This window comes from Rhizobium sp. BK376, assembly GCF_004341625.1.
In the GTDB taxonomy this organism is placed as follows: domain Bacteria; phylum Pseudomonadota; class Alphaproteobacteria; order Rhizobiales; family Rhizobiaceae; genus Rhizobium.
The window spans coordinates 308,024-334,630 of record NZ_SLZG01000002.1 but is presented as its reverse complement, the minus strand read 5'-3'; the positions used below and the strand labels follow the sequence as shown (position 1 = coordinate 334,630).

22 protein-coding genes are annotated in these 26,607 nt (G+C 61.0%); 2 read left to right on the top strand and 20 right to left on the bottom strand.

The window, feature by feature from the left end:
- Positions 1-58 precede the first annotated feature (58 nt).
- From EV561_RS06130 to urtA, 8 genes are all read right to left on the bottom strand, one after another.
- Entirely contained in the window at positions 59-364 is a 306-nt protein-coding gene (locus tag EV561_RS06130) for an urease subunit beta (protein ID WP_132518690.1), read from the bottom strand.
- 14 nt (positions 365-378) lie between these two features.
- On the bottom strand, positions 379-681 hold the full coding sequence (locus EV561_RS06125) for an urease subunit gamma (protein WP_028751899.1): 303 nt from the start codon (positions 679-681) through the stop codon (positions 379-381).
- Positions 682-703: 22 nt separating this feature from the next.
- The gene (locus EV561_RS06120) at positions 704-1,525 is read right to left on the bottom strand and encodes an urease accessory protein UreD (RefSeq protein ID WP_132518688.1); all 822 of its coding nucleotides are present in this window, start codon (positions 1,523-1,525) and stop codon (positions 704-706) included.
- Positions 1,526-1,698: 173 nt separating this feature from the next.
- On the bottom strand, positions 1,699-2,394 hold the full coding sequence (urtE, locus tag EV561_RS06115; protein ID WP_132518686.1) for an urea ABC transporter ATP-binding subunit UrtE: 696 nt from the start codon (positions 2,392-2,394) through the stop codon (positions 1,699-1,701).
- 208 nt (positions 2,395-2,602) lie between these two features.
- The gene (gene urtD / locus EV561_RS06105) at positions 2,603-3,358 is read right to left on the bottom strand and encodes an urea ABC transporter ATP-binding protein UrtD (protein ID WP_132518684.1); all 756 of its coding nucleotides are present in this window, start codon (positions 3,356-3,358) and stop codon (positions 2,603-2,605) included.
- A 4-nt stretch (positions 3,359-3,362) separates the two neighbouring features.
- Positions 3,363-4,523 carry an urea ABC transporter permease subunit UrtC gene (gene urtC, locus EV561_RS06100; RefSeq protein WP_132518682.1) on the bottom strand — a complete coding sequence of 387 codons (1,161 nt, stop codon included), beginning with the start codon at positions 4,521-4,523 and terminating at the stop codon, positions 3,363-3,365.
- Complete coding sequence (gene urtB / locus EV561_RS06095) at positions 4,520-6,145, bottom strand: urea ABC transporter permease subunit UrtB (protein ID WP_132518680.1); 1,626 nt, start codon at positions 6,143-6,145, stop codon at positions 4,520-4,522. The genes urtC and urtB overlap by 4 nt, the downstream gene beginning before the upstream one ends.
- 264 nt (positions 6,146-6,409) lie before the next feature.
- Positions 6,410-7,699: an urea ABC transporter substrate-binding protein gene (gene urtA / locus EV561_RS06090; protein WP_132518678.1), complete on the bottom strand. Its 1,290-nt coding sequence runs from the start codon at positions 7,697-7,699 to the stop codon at positions 6,410-6,412.
- Positions 7,700-7,915: 216 nt separating this feature from the next.
- On the opposite strand from urtA, the gene EV561_RS06085 reads away from it, so the two are divergent.
- Both EV561_RS06085 and EV561_RS06080 read left to right on the top strand, forming a co-directional pair.
- Entirely contained in the window at positions 7,916-11,305 is a 3,390-nt protein-coding gene (locus EV561_RS06085; protein ID WP_132518676.1) for an ATP-binding protein, read from the top strand.
- The gene (locus EV561_RS06080) at positions 11,298-12,221 is read left to right on the top strand and encodes a response regulator transcription factor (RefSeq protein WP_132518674.1); all 924 of its coding nucleotides are present in this window, start codon (positions 11,298-11,300) and stop codon (positions 12,219-12,221) included. Before EV561_RS06085 ends, EV561_RS06080 begins: the two co-directional genes overlap by 8 nt.
- Positions 12,222-12,223: 2 nt before the next feature.
- Here the strand turns inward: EV561_RS06080 and EV561_RS06075 are convergent, their stop codons facing one another.
- The 12 genes from EV561_RS06075 to EV561_RS06020 all read right to left on the bottom strand — a co-directional run bounded on the left by EV561_RS06075 (position 12,224) and on the right by EV561_RS06020 (position 26,296).
- Positions 12,224-12,604 carry a hypothetical protein gene (locus EV561_RS06075; RefSeq protein WP_132518672.1) on the bottom strand — a complete coding sequence of 127 codons (381 nt, stop codon included), beginning with the start codon at positions 12,602-12,604 and terminating at the stop codon, positions 12,224-12,226.
- Between the two features lie 133 nt (positions 12,605-12,737).
- Positions 12,738-13,865, bottom strand: coding sequence for a branched-chain amino acid ABC transporter substrate-binding protein (locus EV561_RS06070; RefSeq protein ID WP_132518670.1), 1,128 nt, complete (start codon positions 13,863-13,865; stop codon positions 12,738-12,740).
- 121 nt (positions 13,866-13,986) lie between these two features.
- Positions 13,987-14,340: a DUF6867 family protein gene (locus tag EV561_RS06065; RefSeq protein ID WP_132518668.1), complete on the bottom strand. Its 354-nt coding sequence runs from the start codon at positions 14,338-14,340 to the stop codon at positions 13,987-13,989.
- Between the two features lie 24 nt (positions 14,341-14,364).
- The gene (locus EV561_RS06060) at positions 14,365-15,093 is read right to left on the bottom strand and encodes an ABC transporter ATP-binding protein (protein ID WP_132518666.1); all 729 of its coding nucleotides are present in this window, start codon (positions 15,091-15,093) and stop codon (positions 14,365-14,367) included.
- A 1-nt stretch (position 15,094) separates the two neighbouring features.
- Positions 15,095-15,973: an ABC transporter ATP-binding protein gene (locus tag EV561_RS06055; RefSeq protein ID WP_245512594.1), complete on the bottom strand. Its 879-nt coding sequence runs from the start codon at positions 15,971-15,973 to the stop codon at positions 15,095-15,097.
- Positions 15,973-17,364 (bottom strand): high-affinity branched-chain amino acid ABC transporter permease LivM, encoded by a 1,392-nt coding sequence (gene livM, locus EV561_RS06050; RefSeq protein ID WP_132518664.1) that lies wholly within the window; start codon positions 17,362-17,364, stop codon positions 15,973-15,975. Before livM ends, EV561_RS06055 begins: the two co-directional genes overlap by 1 nt.
- Before the next feature lie 4 nt (positions 17,365-17,368).
- Positions 17,369-18,271, bottom strand: a complete 903-nt coding sequence (locus tag EV561_RS06045) for a branched-chain amino acid ABC transporter permease (RefSeq protein ID WP_132518662.1) — start codon at positions 18,269-18,271, stop codon at positions 17,369-17,371.
- A gap of 307 nt (positions 18,272-18,578) precedes the next feature.
- On the bottom strand, positions 18,579-21,005 hold the full coding sequence (locus EV561_RS06040) for an FAD-dependent oxidoreductase (RefSeq protein WP_132518660.1): 2,427 nt from the start codon (positions 21,003-21,005) through the stop codon (positions 18,579-18,581).
- Between the two features lie 230 nt (positions 21,006-21,235).
- Complete coding sequence (locus tag EV561_RS06035; protein WP_132518658.1) at positions 21,236-21,790, bottom strand: sarcosine oxidase subunit gamma family protein; 555 nt, start codon at positions 21,788-21,790, stop codon at positions 21,236-21,238.
- Between the two features lie 10 nt (positions 21,791-21,800).
- Positions 21,801-24,758 (bottom strand): sarcosine oxidase subunit alpha family protein, encoded by a 2,958-nt coding sequence (locus EV561_RS06030; protein WP_132518656.1) that lies wholly within the window; start codon positions 24,756-24,758, stop codon positions 21,801-21,803.
- A complete protein-coding gene (locus EV561_RS06025) occupies positions 24,755-25,033 on the bottom strand; it encodes a sarcosine oxidase subunit delta (protein WP_132518654.1) in 279 nt (92 codons plus the stop codon). Before EV561_RS06025 ends, EV561_RS06030 begins: the two co-directional genes overlap by 4 nt.
- A 12-nt stretch (positions 25,034-25,045) precedes the next feature.
- Positions 25,046-26,296, bottom strand: coding sequence for a sarcosine oxidase subunit beta family protein (locus tag EV561_RS06020; protein WP_132518652.1), 1,251 nt, complete (start codon positions 26,294-26,296; stop codon positions 25,046-25,048).
- Between the last annotated feature and the right edge of the window lie 311 nt (positions 26,297-26,607).

Genomic DNA, 26,607 nt, shown 5'->3' with positions numbered 1-26,607 from the left:
CACGCCCCCAACCATAAAGATCTCATTCCGCCCTCCCGGCTGCATATGTCGAGGCAGCCTAGAGCTTGCCCATGACTTTCTGGCGAAAGCCATAAACCTCACGCTTGCCGGAAAGTGGAATGAGCGTCACCGAGCGGGTCTGCCCGGGCTCGAAACGCACCGCTGTTCCGGCGGGAATATCAAGACGCATGCCCTGTGCCTTGGCGCGATCGAACGAAAGGCCGCCATTGGTTTCCGCAAAATGATAATGGCTGCCGACCTGCACAGGCCGGTCACCGGTATTGGACACCTCGATCGACACGGTCGGCGCGCCGGCATTGAGTTCGATATCGCCGCTTGCGGCAATGATTTCCCCTGGGATCATGTCTATTCCTAACCTTACCGGATCGGCTCGTGCACGGTGACGAGCTTGGTTCCATCAGGGAACGTCGCCTCGACCTGCACGTCGTGAATCATTTCGGCAATGCCTTCCATCACCTGGTCTCGGCTGATGACGTGGGCGCCGGCTTCCATCAGCTCGGCAACCGGGCGGCCGTCCCGCGCGCCCTCGACGACGAAGTCGGTGATCAATGCGATTGCTTCCGGATGGTTCAGCTTGACGCCCCGTTCCAAGCGTCGCCGTGCCACCATTGCCGCCATGGAAATCAACAGCTTGTCTTTTTCTCTCGGAGTGAGGTTCATCGTCTACCTATGTGCTTCGAATTTACAGATTCCAGACTTTCGGCACCGGCCCGCCGTCACGCAAGGCGGAAATGACCGGGATCAGAATTTTTCTGAGCGCGAAGCCATCGGCAGCGGCAAGCCGCACCACCAGCTTGTCGCGCCACTGGCTGGCACCACCCATATGCCCTTCAAGCAGCGGCCGCACCTTCGCTAGGTAGGCTTCGGCGGATGCACCCGCGTAGAGCAAGGTCGCGAAGGCGACCTGACCGCTGAGCACGGCGTGAGTAGCGGCCAGGTCGGCGACAGCGCCCTCCAGCCGGAGCTCTTCCGCGTGAATGAGCTTGCCGGAGCGGCAGATGCGCCAGCGGTCACGAAATAAGCCTGTCACCATCGCCTCGCCCATCATCTTGCGGCCCAGGAGGACTGCCTCGACGCCAAGGAATTCGGCGCCTTCGGCGAGATCGAGGTCGAGCCTGCGGAAAAGCGATGCCCGGTCGAAGAGGATCGTTTCCTGCGGCAGCCAGTCGACGCGCGCTCCGGCCCCAACCTTGATCGACGTGGAGACTTCGGCGGTCCCTGCCGAAGCCTTGTAGATCTTCTCGCAAGCCTGCGTCGTCACGTCGATGCGCGTGCCTGGCGCTGCGACCACGCTCCAGTTCATGCGGTCACCGCCAGTCAAACCTCCCGCGGTATTGATGATAACCGCTTCCATGGAATGGTCGAACGTGTCGGGCAGCCGGATCTTCGCTGCACCTTCCTGAAAAAGCTCGGCAAGGCGCGTGCGACCATTCAATGCCTTTGCGGCGAGATGTCCGTATCCCTCGGCTCTCTGCGGTCTGGTGCTCACCGCTGCTGCGGTCATCTGCTCTTCCGATCCTGGCATGTCGTTCCACGGGCTTTACCGAACCCGTCTACCGAGACATTGACGCAATTTCCGTGCCTCATGCAGAAGCGAGCGCGCGTCGAGGACGCACGGAACGTCCGATGTACGAGACTGCACGATTTTTCAGCAGGGGATGAAATCTGCAGCACGGATCATACGGTCAGGTGACGCCTTGCTTCGGGCGTGTCCAAAGTTTCGGCAAGTCCCTCATGCATGATCACGCCGCGATCCATGATGTAGACGTAGTCGGCAAGCTCGCGGCAAAAATCGAGATATTGCTCGACCAGCAGGATCGCCATGCCCGTGCTGTCGCGCAGGTAGCGGATCGCCCGGCCGATATCCTTGATGATCGACGGCTGGATGCCCTCGGTCGGCTCATCAAGCACCAGGATCCTCGGCCGCATCACCAGCGCCCGGCCGATCGCCAGTTGCTGTTGTTGCCCGCCCGACAGATCGCCGCCGCGACGGCCGAGCATGGATTTCAGCACCGGGAAGAGATTGTAGATGTCGTCAGGGATGTTCTTGTCCTTGCGGCCGACCGGCGCAAACCCCGTTTCCAGATTTTCCTTGACCGTAAGCAGCGGGAAGATCTCGCGGCCCTGCGGGACGTAACCGATACCCTGCTTGGCACGCGCAAACGGCGCCATGCCGTTCAGCTTCACCTCGTTGAAGGTGACGCTGCCGCCCGATAAAGCGTGTTGGCCGGTGACGGCCCGCAGCAGCGAGCTCTTGCCGACGCCGTTTCGCCCGAGAACACAGGTGATCTTGCCCATCTCAGCCTTGATCGAGATGCCGCGCAGCGCTTGGGCGGCGCCGTAATGGAGGTTGGCGTTTTCGACTTTCAGCATGACTGTCCCCTATGATGGTTTGAGGCTGGGACGCCCCCCTCTGCCCTGCCGGGCATCTCCCCCGCAGGTGGGGAGATCGGCTGGGCGCACCCGCTCGCTCCAACGTTCATGGATTGGTGAGACGCCCGCCACGAGTCAATCTCCCCCCTTGTGGGGGAGATGCCCGGCAGGGCAGAGGGGGGTATCACACACACAACACTCATCCCCATCACCGCCCCAAATAATTTTCGATCACCTTCGGATCGCTGCTGACGAAATCGATCGAGCCCTCGGCGAGCACCGAGCCTTCGGCCAGGCACGTCACCTTGACGCCAAGATCGCGGATGAAGCCCATGTCGTGTTCCACCACGACGACGGAGCGGGTCTTGGCGATCTCCTTCAGCAGGATCGCCGTCTCCGTCGTCTCCGCATCCGTCATGCCGGCGACCGGTTCGTCGACGAGCAGCAGCTTCGGCTCCTGTGCCAGCAGCATACCGATCTCCAGCCATTGCTTCTGGCCGTGCGAAAGATTGGCGGCGAGTTCGTCCTTGCGGTGATGCATGCGCACCGTGTCGAGGATTTCATGGATGCGATTACGATCGGCATTGGAGAGCCGGTAGAACAGTGTCGAGAAGACGCCGCGCGAGCGGTTCAGCGCAAGTTCGATATTGTCCCAGACCGTATGGCTCTCGAAGACCGTGGGCTTCTGGAACTTCCGGCCGATGCCAAGCTGGGCGATGTCGGCCTCATCCTTCTTGGTCAGGTCGATGCTGCCGTTGAAGAAGACTTCGCCAGAATTCGGCCGCGTCTTGCCGGTGATGATGTCCATCATCGTCGTCTTGCCGGCGCCGTTCGGGCCGATGATGGCGCGCAGTTCGCCGGGCTCGATGACCAGCGAAAGCGAGTTCAGCGCCTTGAAGCCGTCGAAGGAGACGGAGACATTGTTGAGGTAAAGCAGGCTGTTGGGCTTGATGTCGGGGATCATGGCTTCACTCCGCCGCCTGGATTTTCTTGTCGCTCTCGCCGTCTTCCGCCTCGGCCGAGGCCTTGCGCAGGCGCCGCCCGCCCGCCCCGTAACTCATGATCGTGCCGACGACGCCGCGCGGCAGGAAGAGCGTGACGAGGACGAAGAGACCGCCCAGCGCAAACAGCCAGAAATCGGGAAACAGGCCGGTGAAAACAGTCTTGCCGCCATTGACGAGGATCGCGCCGATGATCGGGCCGATCAGGGTGGCGCGGCCGCCGACCGCCGTCCAGATGACGACCTCGATCGAATTGGCCGGCGCGAATTCGCCGGGATTGATGATGCCAATCTGCGGCACGTAGAGCGCACCGGCAACACCCGCCATCATCGCTGAGACAACGAAGGTGAAGAGCTTGATATGCTCGACGCGGTAGCCGAGGAAGCGCGTGCGGCTTTCGGCATCGCGCACGCCGACGAGCACCTTGCCGAACTTCGAACGCACGATCGCCGAGGAAAGCATCAGCGAGATCGCCAGCATGATGGCGGTCGCGGCAAAGAGCGCGGCGCGCGTGCCGTCGGCCTGGATGTTGAAGCCGAGGATATCTTTGAAGTCGGTCAGCCCGTTATTGCCGCCGAAGCCCATGTCGTTGCGGAAGAAGGCGAGCAGCAGCGCATAGGTCATCGCCTGCGTGATGATCGACAGATAGACACCGTTGACGCGTGAGCGGAAGGCGAACCAACCGAAGACGAAGGCGAGCAGGCCGGGCGCCGCAAAGACCATCAGCACGGCGAACCAGAAATGATCGAAGCCATACCAGAACCAGGGCAGCGCCTTCCAGTTCAGGAAGACCATGAAGTCGGGCAGAACAGGATTGCCGTAGACGCCTCTGCTGCCGATCTGACGCATCAGATACATGCCCATCGCATAGCCGCCGAGCGCGAAGAAGGCGCCGTGGCCGAGCGAGAGAATGCCGCAGAAGCCCCAGACGAGATCGAGCGCCAGCGCCAGCAGCGCATAGGTGAGGTACTTGCCGAACAGCGACATCAGATAGGTCGGTATGTGCAGGGCACTCGTTTCCGGCACCATGAGGTTCGACAGCGGCACCAGTACGGCGACGGCCAGGAGTATGAGGATCGCGATGCTGACCTTGCGGTCCAGCGACCGGAGAAGGAAGGCCGTAATCATGCTTCCACCGCCCTTCCCTTGAGCGCGAACAGGCCGCGCGGACGTTTCTGGATGAAGAGGATGATGAGCACGAGCACCAGGATCTTGCCGAGCACCGCGCCGGCATAGGGTTCGAGGAACTTGTTGAGGATGCCGAGCGAGAAGGCGCCGACCAGCGTGCCCCAGAGATTGCCGACGCCGCCGAACACCACGACCATGAAGCTGTCGATGATGTAGTTCTGGCCGAGATTGGGCGAGACGTTGTCGATCTGGGAAAGCGCGACACCCGCCATGCCGGCGATCGCCGATCCCAGCGCGAAGGTGAAGGCATCGACCCAGGGCGTGCGGATACCCATGGAGGAGGCCATGCGCCGGTTCTGCGTCACCGCCCGCATCTGCAGCCCGAAGGACGAGCGCTTGAGCAGCATCAGCAGGGCGAAAAAGACCGCGAGCGAGAAGACGATGATCCAGGCACGGTTCCAGGTGACGCTCATATAGCCGACGTCGAAGGAACCGGACATCCAGGAGGGGTTGCCGACCTCCTGATTGGTCGGCCCGAAGATCGAACGCACAGCCTGCTGCAGGATCAGCGAAATGCCCCAGGTGGCGAGCAGCGTTTCCAGCGGCCGGCCATAGAGGAAACGGATAACGCAGCGCTCGATGACCAGCCCGACCGCGCCCGTGACGATGACGGCAACCGGCAGCGCGATCGCCAGTGACCAGTCGAACAGTCCGGGGAAGGAAGACCGGATGATCGCCTGCACGACATAGGTCGAATAGGCGCCCAGCATGACCATTTCGCCATGCGCCATGTTGATGATGCCCATGACGCCGAAAGTGATGGCAAGGCCGATCGCCGCCAGCAGCAAGACGGAGCCCAGCGATAGTCCGTACCAGACGTTCTGCACGCCGTCCCAGATCGCCAGACTATCCTGCACGCTCTTGATCGCGGCGGCGACATCGGGCTTCAGGCTGTCGTCAACGGTAATGGAGGAGAGAATGCCGACGGCATCGCGGCCGCCTTCCTCGCGGATCGCCTGGATCGCCGCCTTCTTGTCATCGATCGACCGGTCGGAGGAGAGGATGGCGACAGAGCGTGCCTTGTCGAGAGCACTGCGGATCTCGCTGTCCTTCTCGCTCTTCAGCGCGGTTTCGATGGCCTCGAGGCTGTCGGCGCTAGGGGCTTTCAGGATGGATTCGGCGGCTTCGAGCCGGACACCGCGATCCGGGCTCATCAGCGTCAGGCCGCCGATCGCCGCGCGGATCGAGCGGCGCAGATTGTTGTTGACCTTGATCTTGGTCAGGTTGCCCTTGTTTTCCTGACCGACCTTCTCGCCGCTGATGGGATCTATGATGGCAAGGTCGAAGGAGCCGGCGGGCTTGGTCATGAAAACCTGGTTGTCCGACTTGCGGATATAGAGATCGCCGTTGGAGAAGGCTTCGAGGGCTGGCACGATCTTCGCATCGCCCGTCTTGGCGAGGTTCTTCACGATCTCGTCGGCCTGCTGGAAATTCGCCGGGCCGAGCGAGTTGATCAGGCCATGCGGATCGTCCTGCGCCCTCAAGCCACCGACGGCGAGGATGCACAGGAGAAAGCCGGCCGATATCGCCAGGCCGATGCGGTAAACGAATGTGTCGAACATGGCGCAGTCCCCCTCGGATTGCCGGGTTGGTGCGTGTGGCTGAAGGCCCCTCCCCAACCCCTCCCCACAAGGGGGAGGGACTAACCCGCCGCGCCGCCGAAGCCCCACAACGGAAACGAGCGGGTGCCGCGAGTCTTCTCCCCCCTTGTGGGGGAGATGCCCGGCAGGGCAGAGAGGGTCTTAAGCCACATACACAACTCGGCCTCAGACCAGCCGCGGGCAGAAGACCCCGCCCGCAGCCTTTTCAATATCCAGCGAACCCGATCACATTCCCTTGCCGCCGCATTTGCCGGTCGTCACGTTGAAGTTGCCGCACTTCATCGGCGCCAGCCAATCGGACATCAGATCCTTGGAGTCCGGCAGATAGTCGGACCATTCGTCGCCGATGACCTCGGGGGTCTGGGAGACGACGTCGAACTGGCCGTTGTCCTGGATTTCGCCGATCAAAACCGGCTTGGTGATGTAGTGGTTCGGCATCATCGTCGCGATGCCGCCCGTCAGGTTCGGAACGGAAACGCCCGGCAGCGCGTCGATGACCTTGTCCGGATCGGTCGTGCCGGCCTTTTCGACGGCCTTCACCCACATGTTGAAGCCGATATAGGCAGCTTCCATCGGGTCGTTCGTTACCCGTTTGTCGTTCTTCGTATAGGCGTGCCATTCCTTGATGAATTCGGCATTGGCAGGCGTATCGACGGATTCAAAGTAGTTCCAGGCGGCGAGATGGCCGACCAGCGGCTTCGTATCCATGCCGGAGAGTTCTTCTTCACCAACCGAGAAGGCGACGACCGGGATGTCCTCGGCCTTGACGCCCTGGTTGCCGAGCTCCTTGTAGAAGGGAACGTTGGCGTCGCCGTTGATCGTCGAGACGACGGCGGTCTTCTTGCCGGCGCCGCCGAAGGACTTGATCTTCGAGACTTCCGTCTGCCAGTCGGAGAAACCGAACGGCGTGTAGTTGACGATGATGTCTTCGTCCTTGACGCCCTTGGACTTCAGATAGGCTTCGAGGATCTTGTTGGTCGTGCGCGGATAGACATAGTCGGTGCCTTCGAGAACCCAGCGCTGAACGCCTTCGTTCTGCATCAGGTAATCGACAGCCGGGATCGCCTGCTGGTTTGGAGCGGCACCCGTGTAGAAGACGTTGCGCTCGGATTCCTCACCCTCGAACTGAACAGGGTAGAAGAGGATCGAATTCAGCTCCTTGAAAACAGGGAGAACCGACTTGCGCGAAACGGAAGTCCAGCAACCGAAGACAGCCGAAACCTTGTCCTTTTCGACCAGTTCGCGGGCCTTTTCGGCAAAGAGCGGCCAGTCGGAGGCCGGATCGACGACGACAGGCTCGAGCTTCTTGCCGAGAACGCCGCCCTTCTTGTTCTGCTCGTCGATGAGCATCAGCATGGCGTCTTTCAGCGTCGTCTCGGAAATCGCCATCGTGCCGGAAAGCGAATGCAGCACGCCGACCTTGATCGTGTCGTCGGCGGCAAAGACGCCGTGAAGCGCGGTCGTCGACATTACGGCGGCGAGAAGTGCGGCAGAGATCTGTGCCTTGAGTTTCATGATAGTTCCCCTCTTTTAGGCAGTTCAGCGGCTTTTAACGAAGGTTAACCGCTGCCTGAGGGAACTATCCGGTGCTGCGCTGCAAAACCGTATACGTAATATGACGTAGGCGCCGGGGGGAAATGTGCAGTTTTATGCTGCCCTGCACTCTTAAGCGACCTTCCGATCCGTGTTACGACATCATGAAAGACTGAAGGAACAGCTTGAAGGAGAGGCATGGCAGCGCGGCAACGCATCATTCCAGTCAGGCGCGAATATAACCGCTGGGTCGCCAACCAGACACTGGAAGACTATGCGCTGCGTTTCACCGCCAAGAGCGCCCGGCAATTCTCCTCGCAGCGCATCTCGCAGACCGCGATCGGCGCCATCTCCTTCTTGGCGCTGGAGGCGATCGGCGGCGCGATCACCCTCTCCTACGGCACGACCAACGCTTTCTTCGCCATTATCGTCGCGTCGGTCGCCATGCTGGCGATCGGCCTGCCGATCAGCCGCTATGCCATCCGCCACGGCGTCGATATCGACCTGCTGACTCGCGGCGCGAGCTTCGGCTATATCGGCTCGACCATCACATCGCTGATCTACGCAAGCTTCACCTTCATGCTGTTTGCAATCGAGGCATCGATCATGTCGGGCGCGCTGGAACTGACGCTCGGCATCCCGCTGTGGATCGGCTATATCCTTAGCGCCTGCATGGTCATTCCGCTGGTCACGCACGGGGTGCGGCTGATCAGCCGCTTCCAGCTTCTGACCCAGCCTTTCTGGATCGTGCTGAACGTCCTGCCCTTCATCTTCATCGCCTTCTCCGACTGGCAGAAATTCGATGTCTGGCGCGCCTTTGCCGGCATCCACCATTCCTCCGACCCTGCAGGCACCATCGCGCCCTTCGATCTCGTCGAATTCGGCGCCGCCTCCGCCGTCATCCTCGCGCTGATGTCTCAGATCGGCGAACAGGCCGACTTCCTGCGCTTCCTGCCGCCGGAAGGCCATCGCAAATGGCGCCATCGGCTGGCGATCTTCCTCGCCGGACCTGGCTGGGTCATCATCGGTGCGCCGAAGCTGCTGGCCGGCTCCTTCCTCGTCGTGCTGACGCTAACCTCGGGCGTGCCGGCCGATCGCGCCGCCGATCCGGCGCAGATGTACCTGACCGCCTTCGGCTACATGATCCCTTGGCATAGCGCCGCGCTCTTGCTGATGGCCGCCTTCGTCATGGTCTCGCAGCTGAAGATCAATGTGATGAACGCCTATGCCGGCTCGCTCGCCTGGTCGAATTTCTTCTCGCGGCTGACGCATAGCCATCCGGGCCGGGTCATCTGGCTCGTCTTCAACGTCGCTATCGCGCTTCTCCTGATGGAGCTCGGCATCTATCGGCTGCTGGAGGAAACGCTCGGCATCTTCTCGATCGTCGCCATGGCCTGGCTCTGCACAATCTCCGCCGATCTCTTCATCAACAAGCCGCTCGGCCTTGCCCCTCCGGGCATCGAGTTCAAGCGCGCGCATCTCTACGATATCAACCCCGTCGGCCTCGGCGCCATGACGCTGTCCGCAACGATCTCGCTGATCGCCCATTTCGGCGCCTTCGGCGCGGTTGCCGCCTCGCTCGCCCCCTATATCACGCTGGTCATCGCCTTTGCGGCCTCTCCCGCCATCGCCTGGACGACGAAAGGCAAGTTCTATCTCGCCCGCAAGCCGCGCCAAAGCTGGAAGAACCTCACCAGCATCACCTGCTCGATCTGCGAACATCCCTTCGAGCCGGAGGATATGGCCTGGTGCCCGGCCTATGCCGCCCCGATCTGCTCGCTCTGCTGCTCGCTCGACAGCCGCTGCCACGACATGTGCAAGCCGAAGGCGCATTTCAACGCGCAGGTCGGCACTGTCGCGAAGACGCTGCTGCCCGAGACGATCGTCCAGAAGCTCGCCACCCGCCTCGGCCGCTACGGGATTGCCGTCGTGCTCGCGCTGACGGCCGTCGGCGCCATCCTCGCGATGATCGCCCATCAGGTCGGCTCCGCCTTACCGGAGACGGCAGAGGTCGTCGATCGCACGATCCTGATCGTCTTCTTCGTCTTCGCCGTCATTTCGGGCGTCGTCTGCTGGTTCTACGTGCTGGCCCATGACAGCCGCGTGGTGGCCGAGGAGGAATCCTCGCGCCAGAACACGCTACTTCTGAAGGAAATCGCCGCCCACAAGAAGACGGATGCGGCGCTGCAAAGCGCCAAGGAGGCGGCGGAAGCGGCCAACCGCGCCAAGAGCCGCTATGTCGTCGGCCTCAGCCACGAGTTGCGCACGCCGCTGAACGCCGTACTCGGCTATGCCCAGATCCTGGAACGCGACGAGACGATTCCGGCGCCCCGGCAATCCTCGATCAAGGTCATCCGCCGCTCGGCCGAGCATCTCTCCGGCCTGATCGACGGCCTGCTGGATATTTCCAAGATCGAGGCCGGCCGACTGCAGGTCTATTCCAACGAGATCAACATCCGCGACTTCCTCGACCAGATCGTCGATATGTTCCGCCCACAAGCGATAGCCAAAGGCCTGGAATTCGTCGATACCCGCGCGCCCAGCCTTCCCGATTTCGTGCGCACCGATGAAAAACGCCTTCGCCAGATCCTCGTCAACCTTCTCTCCAACGCGATCAAATTTACCGACCACGGCAGCGTCACTTTCGATGTCGCCTATCGCAGCCAGGTCGCGACCTTTTCCGTTGCCGATACCGGCAGAGGGATTGCGGAGAAGGATCTCGGCCGCATCTACGAGCCATTCCAGCGCGGCGAGGCAGACAGCGTCCGTCCCATGCCCGGCCTCGGCCTCGGCCTCACCATCACCCAGCTCCTGACCAACACGCTTGGCGGCGAAATCTCCGTCGCCAGCGAAAAGGACAAGGGCTCGACCTTCCGCGTCCGCCTGATGCTGTCGGGCGTCCACCGCCAGATGAAGCCGCCGGCACAGGAGCAGAAGATCTCGGGCTATGACGGCCCCCGCCGCACCATCGTCGTCGTCGATGACAATGAGGATCACCGCGAGCTGATGCGCGAGGTGCTGGTGCCGCTCGACTTCGTGGTGCTGACAGCGGCGAGCGGCCCGGATTGCCTGACCTTGATCGAGGGCATCAAGCCCGACCTCTTCCTCGTCGATATTTCCATGCCGGGCATGAACGGCTGGCAGCTCGTCTCTCGTCTCAGGGAGAGCGGCCAGACGGCGCCGATCCTGATGCTGTCGGCCAATATTGGCGATGCCGCGGCCACACAGGGTAGCGACGACAGTCATAACGACGCCATTGCCAAGCCTGTCGATATCCGCCAGATCCGCGACAAGCTCGCTTTGCATCTCGGTCTGAAGTGGACCTACGCCGATCCGCAGGCGACCCCTATCCCCAAGCCGCCACCACCGCTAAGAACCCCCGGCATCGCGCATGTGCAGGAGTTGATCCGCCTCGGCGAAATCGGCTATGTCAGGGGCATCGACGCAAAGCTCACCGAGCTTGCCGCGCTCGATGAAAACCAGCCCTTCACGACAGCGCTCCGCCCCTATGTCCAGGCCTTCGATCTCGACGGCTTCCTGGCTTTCCTGAAGACATTCGACGACGAAAAGGTAGAACCGCTTGGCTGAACCCGCCCCTCCCCGCGATATCGTTCTGCTGGTGGATGATTCCCCGGACGCGCTCGGATTCCTGACGGATGCGCTGGAGCAATCCGGCTTTTCCGCGCTGATCGCGACATCCGGGCAGGCAGCGCTGAACATCGTCGAACGCATCACGCCCGATATCATCCTGCTCGATGCCGTCATGCCTTCCATGGATGGTTTCGAGACCTGCCGGCGTATCAAAGCCAATGCCGCGATCAGTCAGGTTCCCGTCATCTTCATGACAGGGTTGACGGAGACCGAGCATGTGGTCCACGCGCTGGAATCGGGTGGCGTCGACTATCTGACCAAGCCGATCAATGTCGACGAGCTGCGCGCCCGCATCCGCGTCCACTTGCGCAACGCCCGCTCGGCCCAGAGCGCCCGTGTGGCCCTCGACGCCGCCGGGAGGCACCTGCTGGCAGTGCGCAGCGACGGCTCCATCCATTGGTCGACGCCGCAGGCGACTCGCCTCGTCAATGCCGCCATTGGCAGCGATGATGGCCTCGATGTCGTCGTCCGCGAAATCGGCGCCTTCATGCGCGAGCGCAACAAGGCCGGCACGCCGCGCGACAATAGCCTCGCGATCAGCCACGGCGGCCAGGCCGCGCTGCAGCTCGCATTTCTCGGCACGATCGGCCCGGACGAACATCTCTTCCGCCTCACCGCATCGAGCAAGCGCAGCGACGACGAAATCCTGCGCCAGCATTTTGCGCTGACCCAACGCGAATCCGAGGTTCTGCTCTGGATCGCCAAGGGCAAGGCCAACCGCGACATCGGCGAAATCCTCGGCCTCTCGGCCCGCACGGTGAACAAGCATCTGGAGCAGATTTATGTGAAGCTCGGCGTCGAAAACCGCGCCTCGGCTGCGGTCAAGGCGGCGCATGTGCTGCATGAGATTTGAGGCTAGCGCTGCGACGGCCGACCAGCATCGCTTGCGGCGCGCTTGATCAGTTCCCTGGCGTTTGCAGCTGCCTTATCGAGCCCGATCCTGCGCTTGCCCTGGCCGATTTGGCTTCGATACTGATCGAACGAGATTACGCTGGACCGCTCCCGAATGATTGTACCTTCGTCGCGAGACAGCTCGAAACAAGCAACCGAGTGATCGTCGATCAACACCGCATAGATGTCTTCGCCCTGTTCGAGAATGTCAGCAAGCAGATGGTAGACCGAACCTTCGCCGCCGAGGTCCAACGCAGCCTGCACAAGGATGTCGTCCCGTCGACCTGCGGACGGCAGCAACAACGATAGTTTATCCCTGTCGTCGAGACGATTTGGCGACATCATTTTTAGACGGCTACTGCTTCACGTTGTGTCGCAACAGTTAAGCTGAATTCCATCAAATTCAAACCGCCACCAAAAGAAAGAAGCCCGGCACATGGCCGGGCTCCCGATAGATTGGCTTGTCTGGCGTTCAGCCTTACTTCGCAGCAGCCTGCTGGAAGTAGCTGTACTTGCCATCCGGGCCCTTCTTCCACTCGTACATGACGTAACCGGGAAGCTTCGGGTCGCCCTTGTCGTCGAAGGAGATGTCGCCGAGAACGGTCGGGAACGGTCCCTTTTCCTTCATGGCCTTGGCCACTGCTTCAGGGTCGGTCGAGCCGGCGGCCTTGGCAGCGCCTGCGATCGTCTGCATCGCAGCGTAGGAATAGAGCGTGTAGGCTTCCGGGTTGAAGCCAGCAGCCTTGAACTTCGCAACCAGATCCTTGTTGGCCGGGTTGACCGTCGGATCCGGGCCGAAGGTGTTCAGCGTGCCTTCTACGGCGTCGCCGGCGATCGAAGCCAGTTCGTTCGAAACGATACCGTCGCCCGAAACGAGCGTAGCCTTCAGGCCCTGGTCCTTGGCCTGGCGGATGATGAGACCGGCTTCGGTGTGCAGACCGCCCCAATAGATGATCGAGACGCCGGCTTCCTTCATCTTCGCGATGAGGGCCGAGAAGTCCTTGTCGCCGACATTGATGCCTTCGTACATGACTTCCTTGAGACCGTCGGCATTCATGGTCTTCTTGGTTTCATCGGCAAGGCCCTGACCGTAAGGCGTCTTGTCGTGAACGATTGCGATCTTCTTGTCCTTGAAGTGATCAGCCAGATACTTGCCGGCGATGCCACCCTGCTGGTCGTCACGACCGCAGGTACGGAACGTGTTCCAGAGGCCGCGCTCGGTAAAGGTCGGGTTGGTCGCAGCAGGCGTGATTTCAAGAACGCCGTTTTCGGCATAGACTTCCGACGCCGGGATGGAAACGCCCGAGTTGAAGTGACCGATCACGAACTTCACGCCATCGGCAACGAACTTGTTCGCGACCGAGATGCCCTGCTTCGGATCCGAAACGTCGTCGCCGAGCTCGATCTTGATCTGTTCGCCGTTGATACCACCGGCGGCATTGATGTCTGCAGCAGCCTGCTCAGCACCCTTCTGGAGCTGTGCGCCGAAGGCAGCGTTTGGACCGGTCAGCGGGCCGCCGACGGCAATGAGGATGTCGGCCTTGGCGATACCACCGAAAGCCATGATGGCCGTCAGAGCCACTGCCGACAGAAGAGACTTCTTCATATTGTTACTCCCAGTTTTTGGGTGGGTTCGGACCCTAGACCCGGTGCATTACCCACCATTGCCTGCACCGGGGAAGCTGTTCCACTTTTTTGGGCAATTGATGCCCAGTTTAAACTGGCTGTCAATGTTTGTTCTTCCACGAAAACGCGGATGTTTTTTCGTACAGCCAGTAATAGTTGTTGACCATCTGATTGGTGCGGCGATAGCGGAATCCCGCGGTCGAAAAGACCAGCAGCAGCACGAAATCGATGATGTAATAGAAGGCGCTGAGGAAGGGTCCATCGAACAGGGCGTGATGCAGGAACTGCATCGCCGCCGCCAGGAGGATCGTATAGACGATCACCAACGGATAGTTACCCCAGCCTTCGGCAACGGCCTTGCCGGCCCGCCAAGCGGTCCAGAAGCCGATGAGGACGACCAACGCCCGGATAACCAGACGGACACCGGTATCATCCTCGAAAAACAGTCCCTGCATATCAAACTCTCCCCTGCGCGACGCTCAATGCCGTCCACCTTCGAGATAGGCGGCGCGCACTTCAGGATTGGCAAGGAGTTCCTTGCCGGAGCCACTCATCGTGACCTTGCCGTTCACCATCACGTAGGCACGGTGCGAAAGCCTGAGGGCCGCGAACGCGTTCTGCTCGACCAGGAAAACGGTGAGGCCTTCCTTCTCGTTGAGCGCCTTGATCGCCTCGAAGATGCCCTTGACGATCAGCGGCGCGAGACCGAGCGATGGTTCGTCGAGCAAAAGCAGCTTCGGGCGCGCCATCAATGCGCGACCGATCGACAGCATCTGCTGCTCGCCGCCCGAAAGCGTGCCGCCGCGCTGCGCATGGCGCTCCTTCAGACGCGGAAACATCGTGAAGATTTTTTCCAGGTCCTCGCTGAAATGTTTGAGCTTGTCGAGGCCGGCGCCCATCTGGAGATTTTCCATGACGGTCATGCGCGGGAAGATCCGGCGCCCTTCCGGCGACTGCGCGATACGCAGCCTTGCGATCTCATGCGTCGGCAGCCGGGTTATGTCGCGGCCCTCGAAGATGATCGAGCCATTGCGCGCCTGGGGGCTGCCGCAGATCGTCATCATCAGAGTCGACTTTCCGGCACCGTTCGCACCGATCAGGCTGACGATCTCGCCGCTTTTCACCTCGACGTCGACGCCTGCAAGTGCGCGAATATTGCCGTAGTAGGTCTCGACGCCCTGTACCTTGAGAAGTGGTTGGCTTGTCATATTAGTTTGCGCCCCCTTCGAGGTGCTCGACGGCGGCAATTACCTCGCCCACTTCATCATCCTCTACGCCGAGATAGGCCGCGATCACGCGTGGATCGTTCTTGACCTGCTCCGGCGTTCCATCCGAAATCTTCTGGCCGTATTCGAGCACGACCACGTGGTCGGAAATTTCCATGACCACGGACATGTCATGCTCGATCAGCAGGATCGAGGTGCCGGTATCGGCACGAATGCTGCGCAGCAATGCGTTAAGGGCAGCCGATTCGCGCGGATTGAGGCCGGCAGCCGGCTCGTCCAGGCAAAGCAGCTCCGGACCCGTGCACATGGCGCGGGCGATTTCCAGCCTGCGCTGGGCGCCGTAGGGGAGATCGCCGGCCGGATCGTCGGCACGATCGATCAGTTCGGCCTTTTCCAGCCAATGGCGGGCAAGCTCGATCGCCGCGGCGGCTTCCTTCTTGTAGGGGCCGATGCCGAGCAGGCCGAGGATCGTATAGCCCGAGGCCTTCATCAGCTTGTTGTGCTGCGCGACCAGCAGATTTTCCAGAACCGTGAGGCCGGAAAACAGGCGGATGTTCTGGAAGGTACGGGCGACCTTGGCTTCCTTGGTGATGCGGAAGTCGGGCAGCCGTTCCAGCAGAAACTGCTTTCCGCTCTTCTGCTGCATGGTGATCATGCCCATCGTCGGCTTGTAGAAGCCGGTAATGCAGTTGAAGACCGTCGTCTTGCCGGCACCGTTCGGGCCGATCAGCGCGGTAATGTCGCCGCGCTTGGCTTCGAACGAGAAGTCGTTGATGGCCATCAGGCCGCCAAAGCGCATCGACAGGTGCTCGACCTTGAGCAGGGTATCGCTGGACATGGTTGTTGCGTCTGCAGCGCTCATCAGCCATGGCCCTCCTTGGTAAAGCTTCCGGAGACGGCCTTGCGCTCCTTGAGGAAAGCGGTCGGTTCTCGGGAGCCGACGAAGCCGCGCGGCTTGAAGAGCATGACGATGACCATGGCAAGGCCGAAGATCAGCATGCGGTAGAGTTCCGGCGTGAAATCATCGCCGAAGATCACCTTGAGGAAGTCCAACTCGCGCAGCAACTCGGTACCGCCGACCATGACGAGCGCAGCGATCGCGATACCCGTCAGCGAGCCCATGCCGCCGAGAACGACGATGGCAAGGATGACGGCGGATTCGAGGAACACGAAGGATTCCGGCGAAACGAAGCCTTGGCGGGCTGCAAAGAACGAGCCTGCAAAACCGCCGAACATCGCACCGGTCGCAAAAGCGGTCAGCTTGGTCGTAACGGTATTGATGCCGAGGGAGCGGCAGGCGATCTCATCTTCGCGAAGCGCCTCCCAGGCACGGCCGATCGGCATGCGGCGCAGACGGATCGTGACATATGCCGTCAGCATGCAGAGCGCGAGGATGAGGTAGAAGAGGAAGATCTTGTAATAGGCCGACGACATCGGCAAGTGAAAAACCTTGGCGAAACCGCCGGCCGAGGCGTCGAACTTGATGCCGAACAGCGTCGCCTTCGGAATGCCCGATATACCGAAGGTACCCTTGGTAAGGTCGGTCCAGTTGATCAGCACCAGCCGGATGATTTCCCCGAAAGCGAGCGTGACGATCGCAAGATAATCGCCGCGCAGACGCAGAACCGGGAAGCCGAGGATGACGCCCCACAGAGCGGCAAAGATACCGGAAAGCGGAAGCAGCAGCCAGAAGGACAGGCCGAAATAGGTCGACAGCAGTGCGTAGGAATAGGCGCCGACCGCATAGAAGGCGACATAGCCGAGGTCGAGCAGACCGGCGAGACCGACGACGATGTTGAGCCCCCAGGCGAGCATCACGTAGATGAGGATCTGAATGCCGAAGTTATCGACATATTTGAGCGATCCCTGCGCGCCGAACAGCTGGATGGCCGCGATCGGATAAAGCAGCAGGATGACAAGCACGATTTTGAGGAAGTGCTTGTGGAAGAAGCTCTTTTCCGTCGAAATCTCGAGTTCGCCGCGCTTTGCCTTCTCCAGCTTGCGCTGGTTGATGTGCGGCTGAATGAACACGATCATGGCGAAGCGGGCGACCGCGGCAATGGCAACGAAGATCGCCAGCAGTCCCCAGCGCTGAACGATGATCAGCTCGTTGTTGATGTTCTGATCGGTCTTGAGGCCGATATAGAGCACGAACATGCCGAGAGTGATGAGCGCCGTGTAAAAGGCTTCGGTAAGCCCTCGCCGGACAAGACCGGGAGCGGACTTGCCTGCAACAGTTCTTGAATTGTCCATGGCGTTAAACCTTCTCGACTTCCGGCCGTCCCAGGATACCTGTCGGCTTGAAAATCAGTACGAAAGCCAGGATCGCAAAGGTTGCGACATCCTTGTAGGCGATGGTGAAATAGGCCGACCACAAGGATTCGATGAGCCCGATCATGAGCCCGCCGAGCACGGCGCCGGGAAGCGAGCCGATGCCGCCGAGAACAGCCGCCGTAAAGGCCTTTACGCCTGGCGTAAAACCGTCGGTGAACGAGGCAACGCCGTAGTACATCAGGTACATCGTTCCTGCGACGGCCGCGAGCGCTGCACCCATGATGAAGGTTACGGAGATCGTCTGGTCGACATTGATGCCGAGAAGAGCGGCCATCTTGCGATCCTGCTCGGTTGCGCGCTGCGCACGTCCCAGCGAGGTATGGTTGACCAGGTACCAGAAGACCGTCAGCAGCACGCCCGTGATGACGAGGATGATGATCTGCTTCAGCGAGATCGCCACGCCTTCGACGGTGAAGACCTCGCCGACGAGCTGCGGGATCGGCTTGTTGCGCGGACCCTGGGCAACCTGGATGAAGTTCGAAAGTGTGATCGACATGCCGATCGCGGTGATCAGCGGCGCCAGGCGGAACGAACCGCGCAACGGGCGATAAGCGACGCGCTCGATGACCCAGTTCCACAGGCTCGTCATCAGCATGGCGACGACCAACATCACCAGAAGCAGGACGGCTACCGGCAGACCTGCGAAGAGACCGACGAGAACGAGATAGACAATGAGGGCGGCAAACCCGCCTAGCATGAAAACGTCGCCATGAGCAAAGTTGATCATGCCGACAATGCCGTAAACCATCGTATAGCCAATAGCCACAAGGCCATAGATGGATCCGAGAGTCAGCCCGTTAAGGAGCTGCTGGACGAAGTACTCCATATATCATTTCCCCTGGATGCGATGGATATGTCGCATCTCTTATTTGTTCAGGCTTACCTCTTGAGGAGGCATCCCATTGGCTCGATTCCATAACGTTTTCGAAGGAAATGTGAAGCCAAAAAGGCGGGAAATTGACAAATTCTTTTCAAACGGCCGTGAGGTGGTGCATTTGAGGCCAGACTTGACAGAAAAAGAGCACCGTTTGTCTCAAAAATAGACACTTGGTGTAAAAAATTATTTGAAGCTGAAACTATTTTCACAAATAAAGGCGGCAAATGCCGCCTTTATATCTTTCGGGACATATCGCTTACGAACGCATCCGCGAGCCATTTGCGTCGAAAAGCGGCTGCGGCTGCAACTTCGCCGGCAGCAAATCTCCGAGCAATTCCACGGACCAGCCGTCGGCTTCGTCGGCAATTTCCTTCGGCACGTAACCGACTGCAACCGATACGCCTGATGCATGAGCATAGCCGCCCGAAGTGACCCATCCGCGAACCGCGCCCTTATGGTAGATCGGCTCGTCGCCGATGACATCCGCGTCCTTCGCCTCGACGATGAAGGTGCGCAGGCGAAGCGCACCGCCCTCCGCCTTCTCCTTCCGGGCCGCTTCCTTGCCGATGAAATCGGCATCCTTGGACAGCGCCACGAATCGGCCAAGCCCCGCCTCCAGAGGCCCATAGAGCGGACGACATTCGCGCGCCCAGCTGCCATAGGACTTGTCGAGACGCAGAGCGTTCAGCGCCCTGAGGCCGAAGAGCCTGATATCGTATTCCGCGCCGGCTTCCATGATGAGATCGAAGAGATAGCGCTGGTACTCCGGCTTCATCCAGATCTCGTAGCCGAGATCGCCGGTATAGGACACGCGACCGACGATGGCCGGCGCCATGCCGAGATCCATGCGGCGAATCGCCATGAAGGGGAAGGCCGCATCGGACATGTCGAGATGCGTCAGCTTCTCCATCAGCTTGCGCGCATTCGGGCCGGCAACGGAAAGGCCAAGGAGTGCCACGCCGACCGCCGTCAGCTCCACCGAACCGTCCTTTGGCAAATGGCTTTCGAACCAGCGCATGTGATAGGCCTCGGCGATGCCCGAGCCGATCAGCAGGAAATCCCCCTCGCCCAGCTTGGCGAGCGTGAAGTCGCCGATCAGCTTGCCGTCTTCCTTCAGCATCGGCGCGAGCGTCATCTTGCCGATATCAGGAATACGGCAGGTGAGCATCTTGTCGAGCCAGGCTTCAGCGCCCTTGCCCTTGATCGTATACTTGGCAAAGCCGGAGGTCTCCATCAGGCCGAGGCTTTCGCGAACCGCCTTTGCCTCGGCACCCACGACGTCGAAGTCGTTCGAGCGGCGCCAGGAGAACTTGTCTTCCTCCCCTTCAGGTGCGAACCAGAGCACCTGTTCGAGGCCGTAGGATGCGCCGAAGACTGCGCCCGATGCCTTCAGCTTGTCGTAGATCGGCGTCGTCAGCAGCGGACGCCCGGCCGGCAGTTCCTCGTTCGGATAGCGGATAGAGAAGCGGCGCTGATAGTTCTCGCGAACCTTGGCATTGGTATAGGCAAGCGTCGCATAGTCGCCGTAGCGCGAGACGTCCATCGCGAAGACGTCGAAGCCCGGATCGCCGTGGATCATCCAGTTGGCGAGCGCGAGACCGACGCCGCCACCCTGGCTGAAGCCCGCCATGACCGCGCAGGCCGACCAGAAGCCCCGCAGCCCACGCACGGGGCCGACGAGCGGATTGCCGTCGGGCGAGAAGGTGAAGGGTCCGTTGATGATCTTCTTGATGCCGGCATTGTTGAAGGCCGGGAAATGGCGGAAGCCGACTTCCAGCTCCGGCGTGATCCGCTCGATATCTTCGGCCAGAAGTTCGTGGCCGAAATCCCACGGCGTATTCAGCGGCGACCACGGACGGCAGGCCTTTTCATAGGTGCCCATCAGCATGCCCTGGCGCTCCTGGCGCAGGTAGATTTCGCCGTCGAAATCGACGCAGTGCATCAGCTCCTTGCCGGTTGCGGCATTGAAGTCGGTCACTTCCTTCATGTCCTCGGTGATGAGGTACATGTGCTCCATGGCAAGAACCGGCAGTTCCAGCCCGACCATCCGGCCGACTTCGCGCGCCCAAAGGCCGCCGCAGTTGACAACGTGGTCAGTGATGATTTCGCCCTGGTTGGTGATGACGCGCCAGGAACCGTCCTCGCGCTGCACGAGATCCTCGACCTTGGTGTGCAGGTAGATATCAGCGCCGTTCTTCTTGGCCGATTTGGCATAGGCATGCGTCGTGCCATAGGGATCGAGATGGCCTTCGACAGGGTCATAGAGCGCGCCGACGAACTGGTCGGGGTCGAGAAGCGGCATCATCTCATGCGCTTCCTTCGGCGTCAGCAGCGTCGCCTCGAGACCGTTGTATCGGCCCTTGGCGAGGATCGACTTCAGCCAGTCGAAACGCTGCGGCGTCGCCGCCAGCATCAGGCCCGAGGTCATATGCAGGCCGACGTCCTGGCCGGAGTATTCCTGGATCTCCTTGTAGAGCTCCACGGTATATTTCTGCAGCTTGGCAACGTTCGGATCGCCGTTGATCGTGTGCATGCCGCCGGCTGCGTGCCATGTGGAGCCCGACGTCAGCTCCGAGCGCTCCAGAAGAACGACATCGGTCCAGCCGAATTTCGTCAGGTGGTAAAGGACGGAACACCCGACGACACCGCCGCCGATGACGACGACCTTGGCATGGCTTTTCATGAAAACACTCCGGCTATTGGCGCAAACGAGGCGCGATCGAAACGGTCAGGAATCCTCGGTTTTCGCCGCCGAAAAGGATCCCGAATATACCTGGAAATCAGGCCGGAAACCCTTGGCGATCAACCGAATTGCAGGTCAGCCTAGTGGCAATTCAAAAAACCACATAGCCCGATGTGCGAAGCCGATCTGCCTGTTTGCGCCATCGCAATTGTCCGGATCGCGCCATGCTGTCACAAAGCGAAACTGGCCGTCAGCGCGAATTCGCGGCCCATCTCCATCAGCTCCTCGAAGACGGTCCCGGAATAGGAGCGCATGACAGCTATCTCGAAGCTGTCGGGACCGATCCGCGCAACATTGGCGCTGACATGGCAGCACAGCATGTTGGCGGAATGACCCTCGGCGAAGTTCGAAGGATGCAGATCGACAGCCACGCATTTCGCCAGGATGCGGCGAACGCTCGGCCCGGAAATGCGCATCAGCGCCCTTCCGTCGCTCTGCTCGAAGAAGGACAGCCGCGTCGCATCGAGCGCGGCGAGATCGCGCGCAAGACTCTCGGACGGCAGCGTTTCCGATACCACCAGCCATTCCCCGGGAGCCGCCCGGCGAACGGAGACATCCGACATCGCGGAAAGGGCCGCATAGGCCCAATCCTCGTGACCGGCATGGGCAAGAACCGAGAAGATCGCCGGGTTGCGAACCACTGCGAGATGATTCGGGTTCGGCCCCACTTCGAAGCCGGCCAGATGATCCTCGAGCGGATGCCTGTTTACAAATGCAAAACCCATGGCCGGCTCCTTAAAGATGCAGCTTCTTGTTATCGGGATCGACGAAAACAGGGCTGCAGACTTCTGCGGCGATCTCCTCGCCGCGAAGCCCGTCCCAGACGACGATCTTCTCGCCCAGCCGTTCGCGGCCTGATTTCAGGAAGGCGAGCGCGACCGAATGGCCGAGCACCGGCGAGAAGCAGACCGAGGAAACGTGCCCCTGATCTGCCGCCGTCGAAGGCTTTGCGCCCTCCTTCAAGAGATGCGCGCCTGCCTTGAAAATCTTCGCTTGGTCGATCGGCTTGAGGCCGACGAGCTGGCCGCGATCGGCAGCCGTCAGGCCAAAACGGCTGGACAGGCGCTTGCCGATGAAATCCTGCTTCTGCTGCGACATCATCCGTCCCAGACCGATATCGTCGGGCGTCGTACGGCCGTCCAGTTCGGAATGGGTGACATGGCCCTTCTCGATGCGCATGACGTTCAGCGCCTCGACGCCGTAAGCGCAGATATCATGCGCCTTTCCGGCTTCCATGATCGCATCCGCCACCGCCTCGCCGTAACCGGCCGGAACCGCCAGTTCGTAGGCAAGCTCGCCGGAGAAGGAGATGCGGAACAGGCGCGCCTTGAGGCCGCCCTTCAGCGTCACAGGCGCTGCCGCCAGGAACGGGAATGCCGCATTCGAGATATCATCCTCGACCACCTGCTCCAGCACCAGCCGTGCCTTCGGCCCGGCGATCGACATCTGCGCCCATTGATCCGAGGAGGAGACGAAGCGCACGTCGAGATCCGGCCAGAGAGTCTGGGCGCAGAATTCCATATGCGTCATGACCTCGCCGGCATAGGCCGTCGTCGTGGTGACGAAGAAATGGTTCTCGGACAGGCGGCTGGTCGTGCCGTCGTCGAAGACGAAACCGTCTTCGCGCAGCATCAGCCCATAGCGCGCCTTGCCGACCGAAAGCTTCAGGAAGGCATTGGTGTAGAGACGGTTGAGGAACTCGGCGGCATCGGTGCCGAAGACCTCGATCTTGCCGAGGGTAGAGACATCGCAGATGCCGACATTGGCACGGACGTTCAACACTTCGCGGTCGACGCTTTCGCGCCAAGTCTTTTCGCCAGCGCGCGGGAACCAGGAGGAGCGATACCAGAAGCCGGCCTCGACGAAAACGGCGCCGTTCTTCTTCGCCCAGCCATGCAACGGCGATTCGCGTGTCGGGCGCGCATGCTTGCCGCGCGCCGTGCCCGCCATCGCCCCGAAGGAGACGGGCGTGTAGAAGGGCCGGAATGTCGTGGTGCCGACGGCAGCCGGGCTGACGCCGCGCATGCCCGCGATGATGCCGGCAGCGTTGACATTGCCGAGCTTGCCCTGATCGGTCGCCATGCCGTTCGTCGTATAGCGCTTGGCGTGCTCGATATGCCCGAAACCTTCGCGCAGGGCAGCGCTCAGATCCTTGGAATGCACGTCGTTCTGGAAGTCGATGAAAGCCTTGTCCTTGGCGCCGGGCACATGCCACATCGCCGCGAATGCCGGATCATACTCGCCCTCGACCTCAGGCGTTTCGAATGCGGCGGCTGTCACGCCGAGGCTCGCGGCAATGCGCGCAGCCTTGTCCGCACCGTCCCTCAGGCATCCCGAGATGCTCTCGATGCCCGCCGCAGACCCTGCGACCTCCAGCTCGCCGCCGACTGATGGCGCCATGAAGGCCTGCTTCTCGTCCGACCAGACCGGCTTGGCGCCGCGCTGGCAGGCAAGATGGATGATCGGCGACCAGCCACCTGACATCGCAAGCGCGTCGCAGGAGATGACCTCGTCGAGGCCACCGCGGTCCGCCAGCAAGCCCTTGATTCGCTGCCCGCCCTTGGTGGCCGAAATCGTGCCACCATGAATGACGCGAACGTTCTTTGGCGCAGTTTCGGGAACGGCATTGCGCGTATCGATGATGGCCGCAATGTCGACGTCCTGGGCGACAAGGTCCTGCGCAGTGCGATAGCCGGAACCGCCATTGGTGAAGATCGCGACGCTCTTGCCGGCAACGACGCCGTAACGGTTGAGATAGCTGCGCATTGCGCCTGCCATCATCACGCCGGGGCGGTCGTTGCCGCCGAAGACAAGCGGCCGCTCTTCGGCACCGGTCGCCAGAATCGCGCGCTTGGTAATGATGCGCCAGAGCCGCTCGACCGGCAGTTCAGGGGATGGCATGGCGACATGCTTCTGAACCTTTTCGACGGCGCCGAAGACATTGTCGTCGTACCAGCCGAAAACCGTCGTGCGCGGCATCAGCGTCACGTTGGTAAAGCTCGAAAGCTCCTCCAGCGTCGCCTGCACGAACGCGTCAGCGGCAGTCCCGCCGATCGAAACCTTTTCCGAAAGCAGCGAACCGCCGAGACGGAAACCTTCATCGGCCAGGATCACCCGAAGCCCGGCGCGCGCCGCAACCAGCGCTGCCATCAATCCGGTCGGGCCGGAGCCGATCACCAGCAGGTCGCAATGCGCCCAGGCCTTCTCATAGCGATCCGGATCCGCCTGCATCACGGCCTTGCCGAGACCTGCGGCGCGACGGATGAAGGGCTCGTAGACCCTTTCCCAGAAGGCTGCCGGCCACATGAAGGTCTTGTAGTAGAAGCCTGCACCGAGGAAGGGTGACAACAGGCTGTTGACCGAGCCGACGTCATATTTCAACGACGGCCAGCGGTTCTGGCTGACGGCGGTCATGCCCTGGTAGAGCTCGGCGACGGTAGCGCGCGTGTTCGGCTCGGTGCGGCCATCCTTGCCGATCGTAACCAGCGCATTCGGCTCGGCGGAGCCTGCGGTCACGATGCCGCGCGGCCGGTGATACTTGAAGCTGCGGCCGACGAGCAGCTGGTCGTTGGCAAGCAGTGCCGCGGCCAGCGTGTCGCCGTCGAAACCCTTCATCTCCTTGCCGTCGAACGAGAAGGAGAGCGGCCGGCCGCGATTGACAAGACCGCCGGAGGACAGACGATAGGCGGTCATTGCGCATTCTCCCGCGCCTTGTCGGCGGCATCGACGACAGAGAAGACTTCATGGGTCACATTGCTGCGGTCGACGACCAGCCAGCGGCGGCAGCCTGACGTGTGGTGCCAATGCTCGAGATAGCGGCCACGCGGATTGTCACGGATGTGGACGTAGCGATGCCAGTCTTCATCGGGAGCAGCCGGTGCGGGGCGCTCGACGGATGCATCGCCGCGGATCGAGAATTCTTCTTTCGGACGGACGCCGCAATGCGGACAGTTAATCAGACTTGCCATGACTCTATTGCCTCAATGCAGGTTCGGCTGCGGGCCCTTGCCGCTCTCGTCGATCGGGAAACCGCGCTGGAAACGGTCGAGACGGAGCAGTCGGCTGACATGATGGGAATCGTTGTTGGCGATCAGGTGCGCGAAACAGAAGCCGGAGGCGGGCGTCGCCTTGAAGCCGCCGTAGCACCAGCCGCAATTCAGATAGAGGTTATCGATCGGCGTCCGGTCGATGATCGGCGAGCCGTCCATGCTCATGTCCATGACGCCACCCCAGGTGCGCAGCACGCGGACGCGCGACAGGCCAGGAATGAGCGCCACCCCCTCCTCGATCGTATGCTCGACGGTGGCGAGGTTTCCGCGCTGGGCGTAGGAGCTGTAGTAATCGATATCCGCGCCGAAGACCAAGCCGCCCTTGTCGGACTGCGAGATGTAGAAATGGCCGGCACCGTAGGTGATGACGTTGTCGATGACGGGCTTCAGCCCCTCCGACACGAAGGCCTGCAGCACATGGGTTTCGATCGGCAGCTCCAGATCCGCCATGCGGCCGAGCGTCGAGGTGTTGCCGGCAGCGGCAAGACCCAGCTTGTTGCAGCCGATGAAGCCACGGGTCGTCTCGACGCCGGTGACGCGGCCGTTTTCGCGGCGGATGCCTGTCACTTCACATTGCTGGATGAGGTCGACGCCGCGCATGTCGGCGCCGCGGGCATAACCCCAGGCGACTGCATCGTGGCGGGCCGTGCCGCCGCGCTTCTGCAGGAGGCCGCCCATGATCGGGAAGCGCGCGTGATCGAAATTTAGATAAGGAGCCATCCTGCGCACCTGCTCCCGGTCCAGCAAATCGGCATCTACCCCATGCATTTTCATCGCATTGCCGCGTCGCGCATAGGCATCGCGCTGGCCATCCGAATGGAAGAGGTTGAGGACGCCACGCTGCGAGACCATCGCATTGTAGTTGAAGTCCTGCTCCAGCCCTTCCCAGAGCTGCATGGAAAATTCGTAGAAAGGCTCGTTGCCCGGCAGCATATAGTTGGAACGGATGATCGTCGTGTTGCGGCCGACATTGCCGGAGCCGAGATAGCTCTTCTCCAGAACCGCGACATTGGTGATGCCGAATTCCTTGGCGAGATAATAGGCTGTCGCCAGCCCATGCCCCCCGCCGCCGACGATGATCACGTCATAATGCGGCTTCGGTTCCGGCGTTCGCCAGACCGGCTCCCAGTTACGATTTCCGGAAAACGCATTCTTCAGGATGGAAAAAGCGGAATAGCGCATGCAAAGGCCCTAGTATCAAACGGCGCACACATTCGCACATGCAATAAAAACGACAAGCCCGTAAAGGACACTAATTTGGCCGGATGAGACGTGATTTCGTTTATTGTGAATATGCTGAATCGGCAGATGAATTTAACCGAAGCGCGAGAGTGCGGGCATCGTGGATGCGACCAATAGAGCAGGCAAAGGGTCGCCAATTGCGAAATCACGTTTCAGCGGCTAGACAGGGTAAATGTGATGCAACCACGACCTAAACTTATCGGTTAAGACTTCTTAAATACTGCATTGCAGGATTAGTGTAGATTGAAAGC

Excerpts from the sequence above, each read along its gene's own strand:
- EV561_RS06130 (WP_132518690.1), bottom strand. The coding sequence starts at position 364 with ATGATCCCAGGGGAAATCATTGCCGCAAGCGGCGATATCGAACTCAAT.
- EV561_RS06125 (WP_028751899.1), bottom strand. The coding sequence starts at position 681 with ATGAACCTCACTCCGAGAGAAAAAGACAAGCTGTTGATTTCCATGGCG.
- EV561_RS06120 (WP_132518688.1), bottom strand. The coding sequence starts at position 1,525 with ATGACCGCAGCAGCGGTGAGCACCAGACCGCAGAGAGCCGAGGGATAC.
- urtE (WP_132518686.1), bottom strand. The coding sequence starts at position 2,394 with ATGCTGAAAGTCGAAAACGCCAACCTCCATTACGGCGCCGCCCAAGCG.
- urtD (WP_132518684.1), bottom strand. The coding sequence starts at position 3,358 with ATGATCCCCGACATCAAGCCCAACAGCCTGCTTTACCTCAACAATGTC.
- urtC (WP_132518682.1), bottom strand. The coding sequence starts at position 4,523 with ATGATTACGGCCTTCCTTCTCCGGTCGCTGGACCGCAAGGTCAGCATC.
- urtB (WP_132518680.1), bottom strand. The coding sequence starts at position 6,145 with ATGTTCGACACATTCGTTTACCGCATCGGCCTGGCGATATCGGCCGGC.
- urtA (WP_132518678.1), bottom strand. The coding sequence starts at position 7,699 with ATGAAACTCAAGGCACAGATCTCTGCCGCACTTCTCGCCGCCGTAATG.
- EV561_RS06085 (WP_132518676.1), top strand. The coding sequence starts at position 7,916 with ATGGCAGCGCGGCAACGCATCATTCCAGTCAGGCGCGAATATAACCGC.
- EV561_RS06075 (WP_132518672.1), bottom strand. The coding sequence starts at position 12,604 with ATGATGTCGCCAAATCGTCTCGACGACAGGGATAAACTATCGTTGTTG.
- EV561_RS06070 (WP_132518670.1), bottom strand. The coding sequence starts at position 13,865 with ATGAAGAAGTCTCTTCTGTCGGCAGTGGCTCTGACGGCCATCATGGCT.
- EV561_RS06065 (WP_132518668.1), bottom strand. The coding sequence starts at position 14,340 with ATGCAGGGACTGTTTTTCGAGGATGATACCGGTGTCCGTCTGGTTATC.
- EV561_RS06060 (WP_132518666.1), bottom strand. The coding sequence starts at position 15,093 with ATGACAAGCCAACCACTTCTCAAGGTACAGGGCGTCGAGACCTACTAC.
- EV561_RS06055 (WP_245512594.1), bottom strand. The coding sequence starts at position 15,973 with ATGAGCGCTGCAGACGCAACAACCATGTCCAGCGATACCCTGCTCAAG.
- livM (WP_132518664.1), bottom strand. The coding sequence starts at position 17,364 with ATGGACAATTCAAGAACTGTTGCAGGCAAGTCCGCTCCCGGTCTTGTC.
- EV561_RS06045 (WP_132518662.1), bottom strand. The coding sequence starts at position 18,271 with ATGGAGTACTTCGTCCAGCAGCTCCTTAACGGGCTGACTCTCGGATCC.
- EV561_RS06040 (WP_132518660.1), bottom strand. The coding sequence starts at position 21,005 with ATGAAAAGCCATGCCAAGGTCGTCGTCATCGGCGGCGGTGTCGTCGGG.
- EV561_RS06035 (WP_132518658.1), bottom strand. The coding sequence starts at position 21,790 with ATGGGTTTTGCATTTGTAAACAGGCATCCGCTCGAGGATCATCTGGCC.
- EV561_RS06030 (WP_132518656.1), bottom strand. The coding sequence starts at position 24,758 with ATGACCGCCTATCGTCTGTCCTCCGGCGGTCTTGTCAATCGCGGCCGG.
- EV561_RS06025 (WP_132518654.1), bottom strand. The coding sequence starts at position 25,033 with ATGGCAAGTCTGATTAACTGTCCGCATTGCGGCGTCCGTCCGAAAGAA.
- EV561_RS06020 (WP_132518652.1), bottom strand. The coding sequence starts at position 26,296 with ATGCGCTATTCCGCTTTTTCCATCCTGAAGAATGCGTTTTCCGGAAAT.